The sequence below is a fragment of the Chimaeribacter coloradensis genome (assembly GCF_002858715.1).
GTDB lineage: Bacteria > Pseudomonadota > Gammaproteobacteria > Enterobacterales > Enterobacteriaceae > Chimaeribacter > Chimaeribacter coloradensis.
This window is the reverse complement of record NZ_PJZH01000022.1, coordinates 48,040-61,503: the sequence shown is the minus strand read 5'-3', so window position 1 is coordinate 61,503 and position 13,464 is coordinate 48,040. Positions and strand designations below refer to the sequence as shown.

Annotated in this window: 13 protein-coding genes; 3 read left to right on the top strand and 10 right to left on the bottom strand. The window is 59.1% G+C overall.

All coding sequences use genetic code 11. The features are described 5' to 3' along the window. Positions 1-127: 127 nt before the first annotated feature. The 3 genes from rsuA to CYR32_RS16670 all read left to right on the top strand — a co-directional run bounded on the left by rsuA (position 128) and on the right by CYR32_RS16670 (position 2,890). Positions 128-832: a 16S rRNA pseudouridine(516) synthase RsuA gene (rsuA, locus tag CYR32_RS16680; RefSeq protein ID WP_101826275.1), complete on the top strand. Its 705-nt coding sequence runs from the start codon at positions 128-130 to the stop codon at positions 830-832. Positions 833-891: 59 nt separating this feature from the next. Then, positions 892-2,100, top strand: coding sequence for a Bcr/CflA family multidrug efflux MFS transporter (locus CYR32_RS16675; protein ID WP_101826274.1), 1,209 nt, complete (start codon positions 892-894; stop codon positions 2,098-2,100). A gap of 448 nt (positions 2,101-2,548) precedes the next feature. After that, a complete protein-coding gene (locus tag CYR32_RS16670; RefSeq protein ID WP_101826285.1) occupies positions 2,549-2,890 on the top strand; it encodes a YejG family protein in 342 nt (113 codons plus the stop codon). A 24-nt stretch (positions 2,891-2,914) separates the two neighbouring features. On the opposite strand, the gene CYR32_RS16665 is transcribed toward CYR32_RS16670, so the two are convergent. From CYR32_RS16665 to CYR32_RS16620, 10 genes are all read right to left on the bottom strand, one after another. Further along, positions 2,915-4,462, bottom strand: coding sequence for a cyclic di-GMP phosphodiesterase (locus tag CYR32_RS16665; protein WP_241523844.1), 1,548 nt, complete (start codon positions 4,460-4,462; stop codon positions 2,915-2,917). 192 nt (positions 4,463-4,654) lie between these two features. Continuing rightward, a complete protein-coding gene (mepS, locus tag CYR32_RS16660; protein WP_101826272.1) occupies positions 4,655-5,230 on the bottom strand; it encodes a bifunctional murein DD-endopeptidase/murein LD-carboxypeptidase in 576 nt (191 codons plus the stop codon). Positions 5,231-5,676: 446 nt separating this feature from the next. Further along, on the bottom strand, positions 5,677-6,375 hold the full coding sequence (locus tag CYR32_RS16655; RefSeq protein WP_101826284.1) for a phosphatase PAP2 family protein: 699 nt from the start codon (positions 6,373-6,375) through the stop codon (positions 5,677-5,679). Positions 6,376-6,436: 61 nt separating this feature from the next. After that, the gene (locus tag CYR32_RS16650) at positions 6,437-7,420 is read right to left on the bottom strand and encodes a CobW family GTP-binding protein (protein WP_101826271.1); all 984 of its coding nucleotides are present in this window, start codon (positions 7,418-7,420) and stop codon (positions 6,437-6,439) included. Between the two features lie 284 nt (positions 7,421-7,704). Then, positions 7,705-8,949, bottom strand: coding sequence for a biotin carboxylase (locus tag CYR32_RS16645; protein ID WP_101826270.1), 1,245 nt, complete (start codon positions 8,947-8,949; stop codon positions 7,705-7,707). Continuing rightward, positions 8,946-10,109: an ATP-grasp domain-containing protein gene (locus CYR32_RS16640; RefSeq protein WP_101826269.1), complete on the bottom strand. Its 1,164-nt coding sequence runs from the start codon at positions 10,107-10,109 to the stop codon at positions 8,946-8,948. The genes CYR32_RS16645 and CYR32_RS16640 overlap by 4 nt, the downstream gene beginning before the upstream one ends. Continuing rightward, entirely contained in the window at positions 10,106-11,311 is a 1,206-nt protein-coding gene (locus CYR32_RS16635; RefSeq protein ID WP_241523842.1) for an ATP-grasp domain-containing protein, read from the bottom strand. The genes CYR32_RS16640 and CYR32_RS16635 overlap by 4 nt, the downstream gene beginning before the upstream one ends. Before the next feature lie 70 nt (positions 11,312-11,381). Then, complete coding sequence (locus CYR32_RS16630; RefSeq protein ID WP_101826267.1) at positions 11,382-12,116, bottom strand: iron-containing redox enzyme family protein; 735 nt, start codon at positions 12,114-12,116, stop codon at positions 11,382-11,384. A gap of 4 nt (positions 12,117-12,120) precedes the next feature. Next, positions 12,121-12,399, bottom strand: coding sequence for a 2Fe-2S iron-sulfur cluster-binding protein (locus CYR32_RS16625; RefSeq protein WP_101826266.1), 279 nt, complete (start codon positions 12,397-12,399; stop codon positions 12,121-12,123). Then, the gene (locus CYR32_RS16620; RefSeq protein WP_241523841.1) at positions 12,371-13,420 is read right to left on the bottom strand and encodes a hypothetical protein; all 1,050 of its coding nucleotides are present in this window, start codon (positions 13,418-13,420) and stop codon (positions 12,371-12,373) included. Before CYR32_RS16620 ends, CYR32_RS16625 begins: the two co-directional genes overlap by 29 nt. Positions 13,421-13,464: the final 44 nt, after the last annotated feature.

Here is a 13,464-nt window from a genome sequence, read left to right as displayed (position 1 = left end):
TATACTGGCGGGTTCATATCGCCTTTTCGCGCATCCGGCGGGAAAGGCCACTCTGTATGACGGCGTCAGCCTCTGCCCAACCGGTGCAGGCGGGCGGCGGCACTCCTCAAAAGGCTAAAAAGATTTAATGCGACTGGACAAGTTTTTATCTCAGCAACTGGGCGTCAGCCGGGCGCTGGTGCTGCGTGAGCTGCGCAACAAACGGGTAACGGTAGATGACGAAATCGTCAAAACCGGTGCGCTGAAACTGACCCCGGAAAACGTGGTGAAGTTTGACGGCAACGTACTGGAGCAGCAGAACGGCCCACGTTACTTCATGCTGAACAAGCCGCAGGGCTACGTCTGCTCCACGGATGATCCGGATCACCCGACAGTGCTCTACTTCCTGGAAGAGCCGGTGGCCTACAAGCTGCACGCGGCCGGGCGGCTGGACATCGACACCACCGGGCTGGTGCTGATGACCGACGACGGCCAGTGGTCACACCGCATCACCTCGCCGAAGCACCACTGTGAGAAAACCTACCTGGTGACGCTGGAACAGCCGCTCTCACCGGAGACGCCGCAGCAATTTCTGGACGGGGTGCAGCTGCACAACGAGAAAGATCTCACCCTGCCGGCCCAGCTGGAGCAGATCGAACCCACCCTGGTGCGCCTGACCATCCGTGAAGGGCGTTACCACCAGGTCAAACGCATGTTTGCCGCCGTGGGCAACCGGGTCGTGGCCCTGCACCGTGAGCGCATCGGTGCCATCGCCCTGGATGACGATCTGGAACCGGGTGAATACCGCCCGCTGACGGCGGAAGAGATTGCCAGCGTCGCGGTGCCGCGCTGATTGTCCCGTGTTACGCCTGCATCCGGCAGGCGTTTTTTTTCATGACAGGAGCTGTAAACGTGCAAGAAACACGCACATCCCATACCGGGCTGGTGTTCATTCTGGGGCTGTTATCCATGTTGATGCCGCTGGCGATCGACATGTACCTGCCGAGTATGCCGGTGATTGCCAAAGAGTTTGGCGTGTCCGGCGGCAGCGTGCAGATGACGCTGAGCGCCTATGTGCTGGGCTTCGCCATCGGCCAGATGTTCTACGGCCCGATGGCCGACAGCCTCGGCCGCAAGCCGGTGATCCTCGGCGGCACGCTGGTATTTGCCCTGGCGGGCGCGGCCTGCGCCATGGCGCAATCGGTTGACCAGCTGGTGCATATGCGTTTCCTGCATGGCCTGTCCGCTGCGGCAGCCAGTGTGGTGATCAACGCCCTGATGCGTGACATGTTCACCAAGGATGAATTCTCACGCATGATGTCCTTTGTGGTGCTGGTGATGACGGTCGCGCCGCTGCTGGCCCCGATGATGGGCGGCGGGCTGATGGTGCTGTTCAGCTGGCACGCCATCTTCTGGAGCATGGCCGGGGCGGCGCTGGTGGCTGCGGTGCTGGTGATGCTGTTTATCCGCGAGACGTTGCCGAAAGAACGGCGGCAGAAGTTCCACCTGCGCACCACCGTGGGGAACTTCGCCTCGTTGTTCCGCCACAAACGGGTCTTCAGCTATATGCTGGCCAGCGGCTTCTCCTTTGGCGGCATGTTCTCTTTCCTGAGCTGCGGGCCGTTTGTCTACATTGATCTCAACGGCGTCTCCACCCAGCACTTCGGCTTCTATTTCGCGCTGAACGTGGTGGTGATGGTGGTGCTGACGGTGTTCAACAGCCGCAACGTCCGTCGTACCGGTTCGATGAAGATGTTCCGCCTCGGCCTGACCATCCAGTTTGTGATGGGGCTGTGGCTGCTGGCCTCGACCGCCCTCGGGCTGGGCTTCTGGGCGCTGGTGGCCGGCGTGGCGGGCTACGTCGGCTGCATCGCGATGGTCACCTCCAACGCGATGGCAGTGATCATGGACGACTTCCCGCACATGGCGGGTACGGCGGCCTCGCTGGCCGGTACGCTGCGCTTCGGCACCGGCGCGCTGGTCGGTTCGGTGCTCTCTGTGCTCCCGGCACACAGCGCCTGGCCGATGGTCTCGGCGATGGCATTCTGTATCACTGCTGCCATGCTGCTCTACCTCTATGCCAGCCGCCCGGCCAAAAGCGCCGTGCAACCGGCGGCCTGAGGCCTGTACTTACCGGGGCACCCGCCCCGGTTTTTCTGGTGTAACCGCTTCTACTTTGTGCCCCCGTCTGAATCTGCCCGCATTTTTTTTACCGGCTCCCGCCTGCTTATCGCCTTCTCAGAGTTCACTTGCTAAATCAGTTAGTTACAGGGCGTAATTGTCAGTTTTTGTGTTATTTGTTTCATATTTGTAAAAATATAAGGGGTAAAAAGTAATCAGATTGAATTAAAATGGTTGAGATACAGCGGGTAAAGGGTTACAAATAGGCCAAAATGAGATCTGGCTCTCATGACTCAGGGGCGCGGTCAAACGCACTGCCTGAGCAGCACCAGACCAACCGCAGCGCATGGCGCGCTTCACCCGGAATGTGAATAGTGGCCAACAGGCCCCGGGGGCAGGCACCGACTGCGCTGTACCGGGTGATAACATGTTTCTCTGGGGTTCGGACGTGGATAACATCCAATTTTCGGTGGTACATCGTTTGCCACAACACTACCGCTGGTCATCAGGTTTGACCGGCGTTCAGGTCGAGCCGGTGCCGGCAGTCATGGGCGATGAAAGTAACCTGATCGGGCTGCAGCTGCTGAGCCATGACGGTGACAGCGCCTGGCAGATTATGGAAAAGCTGCGCCTGACGCTGGCTGAGATCCAGGTGGACTCTTCCGTGCTGGAGTGGGAAGGGGAGCCGTGCCTGTTTGTGGAGGGCTGCCATGAAGGGGCCACCTTGTGCCGGCTGAAAAACGTCGGCGCGGCGATTGCCGACTCACTCAAAGCCCTCTATCCGTTCTGACGCCTGCGCGGCGTATCCCCGGCGTCAGGGATGATAATGGGTGACAAACTCCTTCAGCCCGGCCGCCGTCAGCGGGCGGCTGTAAAGATAACCCTGTAAGTAAGTGACGCCATGCTCGCGCAGATAGTGCGCCTGCTGCGGCGTCTCTACCCCTTCTGCCACTGTTTTCAGCCCCAGCTCGCGCGTCAGGTTCAGCACGGTGTCCAGCACCGGCGCGGTTACCGTCTGGCGGCCGATGGTGGTCACAAACCCCCGGTCGATCTTCAAAAAGTCGAGATGGAACTTCTCCAGGTAGATCAGCGCGCTGTGGCCGGTGCCGAAATCATCAATGGCGATTTCGATGCCCTGGCGGCGCAACCAGTCAAACTTCTCCAGCGCATCTGCGGTTTCCACCATGCCGCGCTCCGTGATCTCAAACACCACATTAAAATAGCCCGGCGGTAAGCAGCTGATAAAGTGCTCAACGTCGCGCTCGAAATCCGGGTCGGTAAGGTGGCTGGGGGAGAGGTTCACCGCCAGCTTGGCCCCCACCGGCAGCACCTCGCGCAGCAGCGGCGCATCCTGCGCAATCAGCCCGAACAGGTGGCGGGTCAGCAGCACAATCAGCCCCTGCGCCTCGGCATAACTGATAAACACATCTGGGGGAATATTCCCCTCGCGCGGGTGCTGCCAGCGCATCAGCGCCTCGACCCCCGCCACCTGTTGCGAGCGGGTGTCGATCACCGGCTGGTACGCCATATGGAACTGCCGCCGCCGCATCCCCTCCAGCATTTCGTGGTCCGCACTGTGGCGCACCCGCATCAGGTAGTAACTCAGGGCACCCACCAGCGAGGAGAGCAGCAGCCCGGCCAGCACGCTGATCTGCACATCACCCAGCCCAAGGCTGACCCCATAGAGCCGCAGCACAATCGGCGAGTTGGGCAGCGGGATGTCACGCGACCCGGCGCGCGGCAGGTCTGCGGCTGCCTGCACCACGTCGTGGCGGGTGGTCAGCGCATGGGGGCCGATAATCAGTGCCAGCCCGCCGGTCTCCTCCTGCCCCTGTGCCTGGGTGAACAGCAGGTAAGCGCCGAAATTGATGTCGAGTGTGGCCAGCACGCCGGTCTGCGGCTGGGACGGGGCCGCGATCCAGACGGCGACGGCCGGCTTCTCCGGCACCATATAGGTGCCTTGCTGAAGCACCATATCCTCCGGCTGGCTGGCCTGCAGTTCCGGGTAGATGGACGCCAGCGGCTTTTCCATCTCACCGGTGGCGGAGGAGCAGTAGGCCACACCGTTATTGACCAGCAAATAGGTACGCACGCCGCGCGTAAAGGCAGCATTCTGCGTCAGCGTGGCCTGGGCGAGGGAGCAGGGGAACTGGGTCAGCGTCGTCAGGTCTGCCATGTTTTTTTGCAAATCCTGTAAATAACGCGTGGAAAAGCTCACCAGGTTATCAATAAGGCGCTGCTGGCGGTGTTCATTGGCCTGGTAAATAAGCCACAGGGTGACAGCGTTAAATAACAGAAAAAAAAGCGAGGCGAAAAGAAGGCTGCGTTGCAAATAACGTCGCTTGGGCAAAACGGTATGCATTAATGCCGTTTTCAGCCGCATAGGGGAGTGTCCTTTACCGGTCGCCAGAGATGGTAACAGTATAACTGACCCCTACCGGGCGACGGCGGCTATTTTCCCGGGGTTACGCGCCGGCCCGCAAATAAAAGAGCGCCCTCCGGGGAGGGCGCTCTTTTATTCGTTTGGCACAGAGAACAACAAGGGAAGGGGTTGTCAGCTGTGGGTCTGCCCGGTTAAGACGCGGCGGGCTTCGCGATAACGTTTTTTCCAGTAGTTATCACTGAGGCTGGAGATCATCACGCCGCTGCTGGTGGAGGCGTGCACGAACTCGTCATTGCCGAGGTAGATACCGACGTGGCGGCCGGTGGAGCCGGCGCGGAACAGGACCAGGTCACCCGGGCGCAGCTTGCCTTTCTGGATGCCTTTGCCGATATCCTGCTGCTCATACGTGGAGCGCGGCAGGTCAAGGCCAAACTGTTCACGGAAGGTCATCTGCACAAAGGCAGAACAATCGATGCCGCGTTTGCTGGTGCCGCCTAAGCGGTAACGCACGCCTTTCCAGTCAGCGTACTGGTCCATAATTTTTGACTTGATGTCAACATTGCGGACCATCTCTTCAAACTCATCCTGAGAGGCTTGCAGTAGGAAACCGTTCCGGTCATTGACTGCATGCGTCTCAGTCTGCGCATGTTGGGAATTCATCGAACTACAGGCCGAGAGCATAACGGCCATTGCCACTGCGGGGATCGCCCGCACGATATATCTCAGTAAGGGTTGAGACTTGACCATTGTAAATGTTTTCCCTTGATGTCCTTAACGACGGCGTCGCTATAAGAAAGTGCCAAACGAAATGAGACTACTGAGCGTCGAAGTATTGAGCAATTCACCTGCTTGAAAAATGCGGCTTTACGCACAGATTTCAGGAAATTTCAGGTGAAAAAACAGAATAACCTCATAAGCGAATCCGAGATTACCGTAACCCCCTACGGATTGCGAGTGCTTTTAAAGTATTTCCGATAAGAATTTATGATGTAACGTCATGGAAGCAATCAATTAAAATCACCTGTTTTATTTTTAATCACCTTTTGTCAGAAACCGGGGCCTAATCCTTTTTTCTGTCATTTTATTGTCAGGTTATGTCGGTGTGAAACGGCACAACAATAAAAATGGGGGCCACCAGGGCCCCCGCATGTATAACCTTTTATTCTGAACCCGCCCCGCGGTGCTGGCCGCGGCTATTTCCTTTTTTGCGGCAGCCGTTGGTTAAGCCAGCTGATGAAATGGTCACAGGCCGGGGTCAGCAGCCACCAGCTTAGCCCCACCAGCACCACGGAAAGTGACCCAACAGCAATGTCACTGAACCAGTGCGCGCCAATCATCATGCGCGGCAGGGAGAAGATCACCACAATCGCCAGCGCCAGCGCAAACGCGGTTTTCGTGAAATAGCGCCCCATAAAGCAGGCAAAAATAATCAGCATCATGCCGTGGTCGCCGGGGAAACTGTCGCGGGAGGCATCTTTGGTCGGGATGCCGGTCAGCTCACTGACGCGGTTAACGTGCGGGAAATAGAGCGACGGGCTGACATGGCTGACCGGCAGCAGGTGGCCGAGCTGGTTCAGCACCACGGCGGTCAGCAGCATCACCACGCCGGTGACCAGCAAACGGCGGCGGCCGTCTGCGCCCTGTTTCCGGTAGAAGCTGAAGTAGAGCAGCCCCATCGCCAGCAGGGAGCAGCCGTCGAACAAACGGTTATTGGTCACCGCCACCCCTTTCAGGAAGGCCGGGCTGGTAGCCAGAAGCTGGTTAAAGTAAAAGAAGATCGACGAATCGACCGAAAACCAAAACCCATGTTGCGCAGGCAGGTAATAAGAGAGAAATAACACCACGCCCAGCACATTCAGCAACAAAATAGCCGGTAAATTTTTACGCCACATAGCAGTGATGACCTGTTTGTCGACCTGATGTAAAAAGGAATAGAACAATTTGGCCGATACGTTAAGCGTTACCGTCTAAACGGATCTTCAACAATGCGCGTTGAAGGGCGTTCCAGTCCGTTTCACCCGGGTTTATTACCTCAATCCGGCTGTCAGCCGGGGCCACCTGCTGGGTCTCGATCTGCAAATCCTGCCCCTGGCGGTTAATGCGCAGCGTCCCTTCGGCGATGCGCAGCACCCCTTTAACGCGCTCCACCGGGGCCAGCCGCACCCATTCCAGCAGTGGAATGGTATCAAACACTGTCTCGTCATCGAAAATCCAGCCGCAGCTGCTGTAGCCCTGGCCCTGGTTCAGGGCGCGCCGCCAGCGCTGGTTGCCCGGCAGGCTTAAGGCGGCCAACCCACGCGGGGCAGCGGCCGCAGCATGGTGGTGCGCGCCGTCCGGCAGGTCGCGCTGGTTTTCGCGCGGGCGCAGCAGCCATTCCAGCGGCAGCGCCCCCTGCTGCACCGCCACCACCGGCCGCCCGTCTGCGGCTCCGGCCGCCCAGTCGGTGAGCCGCTGCCGGTCTTCAGGCTGGTAGGTATCCTGTTTATTGGCGACGATCACATCGGCGGCGGCCAGCTGGTCACGGAAATTCTCATTCTCCGTGTAGCGCGGTTCCGCCAGCTGGCGCGCATCCAGCAGGCAGAGCGTGGCCTGCACGGTCAGCCACGCCTCGTAGGTCTCGGAGGTCAGCAGGGAGAGGATCTGCTTCGGGTGCCCCAGCCCGGTCGGCTCGATCAGCAGCCGGTCAGGCTTCTGCTTGAGCAGCATATTCAGGCCGATCTGCATCGGCAGCCCGTTCACGCAGCACATGCAGCCGCCGGGGATCTCTTTCAGCACCGCGCCCTGGTCAGCCAACAGCGCGCCGTCAATCCCAATCTCGCCAAACTCATTGACCAGAATGGCCCAGTTCTCATGCGCAGGTTTCTGGCTCAACAAATGGCGCAGGGTGGTGGTTTTCCCGCTGCCCAGAAAACCGGTAATCACATTGACGCAGGTCATAACGCCTCCTTTGGCGGGTGGCCGGCCTGTGGCGGGAGAGGCCGTACGCGAAACGGCAGCGTAACCCAGGGGCCACAAGGCTCCCACAGACGCTTACCATTGGGGTTAATATTTTAAAAACTGTTTAACAATTAAGGAAAAATCGCCGGTTTCCTGACGTTAGTTTCTCTTCTTTGCTGAAATTTTTAAACATAAATTTAGACGGGAAACCGGAGCGTGGGCAGGGGCAGGCGGGGGCAGCGGGGAAAAGGCAACCCGGCGGGTGCCGGGTTGCCGGTCAGGCATCAGTCAATCCCCACCGCGGCTTCAATGGCGTCTGCCAGCGCATCCAGCCCGTGCGCCAACAGGGCATAGTCCGGGTGGCTCAGCATGATAAAGCCGATAAAATCGGCGTTGCATTGAAGGGTGTCACTCAGCGTGTCGCCCGGTGCCACGGAAAAGTGCGCATGATGCAGGGAGAGGCCCTGCTCACCGGCCAGTGCATGCACGTCCGGCAGGTGGGTGAGCTGCCCGGCGCGCCGGGCGCGCAGCATACGGATGCCGGAAAACGCCCGCTGCTTCAGCGGTGCCGGGTCGGCCTTGCCCTCCGTCGCCCAGCGCAGCCAGAGCAGCCAGGGGTTAAAATCCTCATAGCTGAGCCGCGCCAGATCCCAGATGTGCATCCCGGCCGGGCGCATATTGGTTTCCACGGCGGCGGTTTCCCCCGGCAACAGAAAAATTTCATTGTGCCAGGCCCCATTTTCCACCGATACCAGGTGACGCATATGATCGCCGGCGGCCTGAAGCATCGCCTGGTCAGCTGCAGGGAGAGAGGCCGGCACAATTTGCTGATACTCCGCGCGGTAAGCCCCGTCGGTGGTCCGTTTTTCCGTGATCCACTGCCTGCCGGCGACGTAGTCCCAGCTGAACTCTGACGCCCCCTCAATCAGGGATTCCACAATGATCCCCCCGGCATGGTAAGGCGACAGCTCAGCCCAGACGGCAGCGCACTCGTCACGATGGGTGATGACGCGGCACCCCCGGCTGTTACCCTCCTGGGCGGGCTTGATAAAGGCTTTGCCGCCGAGCCGGTCAACCTCCTGCACCAGCGATCCGGCATCATTGACCCGCAGGCTGCTGACCACCCGGTAACCGGCAGGGTGTGACGCGGCGCGGCTGTCCAGCATGCGGAAGATGCGTTTATCCAGCCCGGCCAGCGCCTGATGCACCGTGGCCCCCGGCAGGTTGAAACAGGTCGCTAATCTGGCCCCCATCGGTACGCCGCGATCGGAAAAAGGCAGGATGCCGATCGGGGACAGCCCCGCCTGCGCCAGCCGTTGCAGAATGGTGGACAACCCCGCCTGGCCCTCCGGCGGATGGAAAGAGACTTCAATCACCTCATCGGCCATCTGTTCATCGCCGGGGTTTTTCCTCTCTGTCACCAGCACGACACGGGCATCAAAATGTTTGATCGCCTCAAGGCGGATCTTCTCAACATCATAAATTCTGACATTGTTATAACCGGTCACGATAAAGCAGGGTGTTGTCATTTTATTTCCACCAGGTTGCACTCGTTGAAAATAGCGTCGATCACCCGCGGAAGATCGTGCTGTTCGCCCATGACCACGCCGCTCAGGGGAGAGTATTCGGCGGAGTAGGAGAGCGGGCCTTTGGTTCTCACCGTCTGGTGGTGCTGATAATGCAGCAGGTAACCGGCCCACTTTTCTGCGGAGAAAGGCACATGACCCCCGGCATCAAGATGGTGCGCCGGGTAGACGAACCAGCCATAAAACAGCGGGTTGATCGCCTCCACCGTGGCCGGCGGGGTGCCGAAAATCTGGTAGCGCAGGTCGGCATGGTAGAGGTTCAGCCCGGTGCGCAGATGGAAGGTTTCCGCCACGCCCGCGCCCCCGACGCGCGCTGCCGTCTCGAGGAACCAGAACCGGCCGCGGGCGTCGCGTATCGCCTCAAAATGAAAACTGCCGTCGCGGTAACCCAGGGCGGCCAGCGTCCGGGTGACCAGCGCCCGGTGTTCAGGTTCCGTGGGGGTCTGCACCGAGCCCAGTGGCGAGCCGCCCGAAAAGCGCAGGCAGTCACGCAGGTAGTAACTGCTGACAAACGCGATCGGGTTCCCTTTGGCGAGCCAGCCGTCGAAGTGGTAGACGGTGCCGTCGATAAAGGTCTCCACCATCATTTTTTCGGTGTCATCCAGTTGCAGGATCGCCTCGCGGATGGCGGCATCGTCGCCGGTGATAATGCCGTTGCTGGAGGCCTCTTCACGCGGTTTAAGCAGGAATTTTCCCGGCTGGGGCGGCAGCTGCAAAAACGCCAGCGGATGCCAGAATGCCGGTTGCCGGATGCCTCGTTGTTTGCAGCGGTAACGCATCACCCACTTGTTACGCAGGGGCAGGATGTGGCCGGGGGTATCGCCGGGGATCGCGAAATGGTCACGCAACCTGGCGGCCCCCATCAAATCATACTCTGACCGGGCAATCAGCCGGTCTGCGCCGGCCAGGTGCTGTGTATGGTGTTCAATCAAAAAGGCGGCGTCAAAATGCGGCTGACCGAGCACCACCACGGTCGCCCCGGCAGGCAGCGGGGCCTGGGGGGCAGAGAGGCAGAAATAGATCACCTCATGCGCATGGTGGTCAAGAATCTGGTCGTAGCGCATCTTCTCAAACGGAATACGGTGCAGGATGACAATCTTCATGCCAGATACTCCGTGGTGATATAGCCCTGGGTGCGGCTGAAGAATGCCGGCTGGTCAGCCGGTGGCATGTCTGTGATGTCCCACAAGGCCATGCCCAGGAAAATTTCCCGCTCTACCTGCGGCAGTGTGTCATGGGGCTTAAACAACAGGGTATCTTTCACCGCCGCCGGCCCTGTGGGGGTGCGCTCAAGGCGGGATAAGGTCTTGCCCGGCCGGCCGAAAAAGACGCGGAAAAAGGTGCTGCGCTGCGCAGGGCTTTTCTCCGCCAGCGGCGCGCCGGTGATCAGCGCCAGCCAGCGTTGCAGCAGGCAGACCCCGCTGTGAAGGCGGGTGCTCTCCACAATGTACGCCCCGCCGATGCGGGGGTTGATTTCGATCACTTCCCAGTGATCCTGCGCATCACATTTCAGTTCCACATGGTAAACGCCGGTCTCCACGCCCAGGGTTGCCATCACCTGTTCCAGCAGCCGGGTACCGGCGGCCAGTTGCACGGTGGAGAGGGCGCGGGGCGGGCAGACGCAGGCCCCCTCCAGCACGGAGAACGCGGCCTGGCTGACCTCCAGCTTTTCATGCACCGCCAGCACCTCCAGCCGCCCCTGATGGAGGCTGACCTCAAAGCTGCATTCGGTGCCGCTAATCAACCCTTCAATGATGAAATCATTGTCGGGCGGGAAGACCCCGGCATACTGTTTATCGCTTGCCGCGTGCTGCCGGAGCGGCGCGAGTTGCGCGTAAGAGGTTAATTGCGAGGCGGGGAAGGTGCCCATGGACGCCAGCCCGATCCGCGGTTTGATAAAGTACTTTTCCGGCTCGGTGATGCTCTGGTAAATATCCTCATCCAGTACCTGCGCTGACACGCGCGACAGGCCGGCCCGGCAGAGCCGGTTGCGCATGGCGAGTTTGTCACGCAGCAGGGCCACCGTCTCCTCACGGATATCCTGTGCACCAAACCGTTGGTTGGCATAGGCCATCAGCCCGCGATAGCCGTCCCAGACGCTGATGCAGCCGATAAACTCATGGGTCTGCGCGGTGTCAGCCACCACCGCATCAATATCCTGCTGGGTTAAATGCAGCCCCTTCGTGATTTTTATATCCTCCGGGTCGGCATGCCAGGCAGGGGCCGCCAACCGGGCAGAGGCGGAGGAGAGAATAAAATAACCATAACCACCCTGCATCAGGCGATGTTTAAGGGGGTCAACCATGGAAAGCAGCTGATGGGATAAAATAAGAATCGCCTTTTTCACCTTTATTTCTCCTCCTGGTCTTTCCGGGTCAGGCTGTCAGGGTGTTCTGGTGTAATTCAACAAAAAACATTTTCAGCAATTCCTGAATTTCAGAGAAATAACGCTTCACGTCCGCAATATCCTGATCGTTGTCAATCAGCTTGCTCAGAATATCCCACATATCCTGGGTGTGGTCCTCAACCAGATCGGTATTCAGGTGGGCCGCCTGGCCGATGATTTTGTCATCACCCAGGGAACGTGACAGGGCTTTAATCTGTTTTGGCGTAATTTTCTGTGTGGTGTATTCCACCAGGTAGCTATAACAGACGACCCCCAGCGGCTTTTCATGTTCCGCCACGTAATAGAGGAAGCCGGTTAATAAGCGGGTATAAAAACTCGGCTCGGTGGCGTAAATCGTCTCTTTGGTGATCCCCAGGCTTTCGGCATCCTGCATAAACAGCGTGTCGTGCAGTATCTCTTCATCCTGATAGGCGGCATAGAGCTGCGCCGCTTCGGCGTTGAACCGGGAGATCTTATGCAGGGCGTTGCATTGCGCGCTGCGCATCAGGCGGATGCGCCAGCAGTGCTCAATCAGCGTCTGCTGATAATAGGCTTGGTTAATCTCGCTGCCTTCCAGGTGCCGGGCTGACGGCACCGTATTATTCCACTCAATAATTTTGGTATCGAGGAAATCATCCAGCTCGCGTTTCACTGCCTGGCTGCGGTCACGATCCAGGAAAGGTGCAGTACGAATAATTGAGGTGTCTTTAATACGGTTGCTCATTATATTACTCCATATAGTTTTCTAATAATGTCACATCGCCGGTGATCAGGCATTGGCATGCCAGCCGGATGGACGGGTCTTCAATATTAAGGGCTTTGAATAATCTTTTTTCTTTAGGGGTTTGGCGAGTGATATTCTCCGTGCCGGAAATAATTTTCACCCGGCATATTCCGCAATTCCCGGTTTTACACCCAAACTTCATATTTTCACGGCACTCTGTCAGCGGAATAACATCCCGGAACAGGTATTCGGTATTACTTTTCATAAAGGTTATTGAGGGCATTAAAACGTTCCTTATGGCGGCGTTGATAAAGCCACAGCCAGCTAAACAGGGCAAAAATCGCAATAACCGAGAGGATCTCAGCGTTGTAGGGCGCAGGCAGATAACGCATCACCCATACCGTTAACCCGGCACCGGCACTGACGGAGACCTCTTTAATCAGCAAGGCGTTATCCCGGGCGGCGCAGTAATCGAGGTAACTCAGCCCGCATTCGGCGATGGAGAGCAGCGTCAGCCACAGCAGTGCGCCCGCAAAGGTATGCACCTGAAACAGGCCGGGCATCGCCAGCAGCACCAGCCCGGCAAGGATGATCAGCAGCGAGACCCACAACGCCCGGTTGCCGCTGCGCGCGATCAGTTTCATGATCGGCAGCTGTAACAGGGCCACCACCGCGCTGTTCAGGATAATCATCCCGCCGTACCAGGCGGGCAGCGTGCTGTGATGGGCCAGGATCGCCTGCGGCAGGATGGAAAACACGGCGAACAACTTGATCCCGTTCATCAGCCCGGCCAGCACCCACAGGCCGTTCTTGCCCTGCGGCACCGCCAGGGCGGTGGCCGGGGCCAGCGCCGGTGACGGGGTAAAACGCCAGGCCGCGGGCAGGCAGAGCAGCAGGAACAGGCCCATCAGCAGGTAGAAAGGCAGCGGCTGCCAATGGGGGTAGAGCAGCACCACCCCGGCACAGAGGCTGCCGACATTCAGCATAATCTTGTTATTGGCGGCCCCGGCCGGGGTGGCGGCAGCCTCTTTCTTGACGATGTAGCCCAGCACGGCAACGCCATAGCCAAACAGCAGAACCGCCACCGCCTGGAGGCCCGGCCCGGCCGGTACGGCCAGCAGGATAATGCCGGCCAGGGCGGCGAACAGGGTGACACGCAGCGCAAACGGGCCGAACAGCAGCAGCGTCAGGGGAGTCAGGATCAGCAGCAGCCGGTAGCCTGTTGCCAGGACAATGTTGTTGGTGGCATCCAGCCAGACGTTGGCCTGCCCAAGCAGGGCAAACAGCACAATGGCCGACAACATCCGTAACAGTAAGCTGGAAGAGAGGCCTGGAAAGCCGCGGCGCG

Coding starts and splice junctions, on each gene's coding strand:
- mepS (WP_101826272.1), bottom strand. CDS start 5,230: ATGGTCAAGTCTCAACCCTTACTGAGATATATCGTGCGGGCGATCCCC.
- CYR32_RS16655 (WP_101826284.1), bottom strand. CDS start 6,375: ATGTGGCGTAAAAATTTACCGGCTATTTTGTTGCTGAATGTGCTGGGC.
- CYR32_RS16665 (WP_241523844.1), bottom strand. CDS start 4,462: ATGCATACCGTTTTGCCCAAGCGACGTTATTTGCAACGCAGCCTTCTT.
- CYR32_RS16635 (WP_241523842.1), bottom strand. CDS start 11,311: ATGGTTGACCCCCTTAAACATCGCCTGATGCAGGGTGGTTATGGTTAT.
- CYR32_RS16630 (WP_101826267.1), bottom strand. CDS start 12,116: ATGAGCAACCGTATTAAAGACACCTCAATTATTCGTACTGCACCTTTC.
- rsuA (WP_101826275.1), top strand. CDS start 128: ATGCGACTGGACAAGTTTTTATCTCAGCAACTGGGCGTCAGCCGGGCG.
- CYR32_RS16650 (WP_101826271.1), bottom strand. CDS start 7,420: ATGACCTGCGTCAATGTGATTACCGGTTTTCTGGGCAGCGGGAAAACC.
- CYR32_RS16645 (WP_101826270.1), bottom strand. CDS start 8,949: ATGACAACACCCTGCTTTATCGTGACCGGTTATAACAATGTCAGAATT.
- CYR32_RS16625 (WP_101826266.1), bottom strand. CDS start 12,399: ATGCCCTCAATAACCTTTATGAAAAGTAATACCGAATACCTGTTCCGG.
- CYR32_RS16640 (WP_101826269.1), bottom strand. CDS start 10,109: ATGAAGATTGTCATCCTGCACCGTATTCCGTTTGAGAAGATGCGCTAC.
- CYR32_RS16620 (WP_241523841.1), bottom strand. CDS start 13,420: ATGTTGTCGGCCATTGTGCTGTTTGCCCTGCTTGGGCAGGCCAACGTC.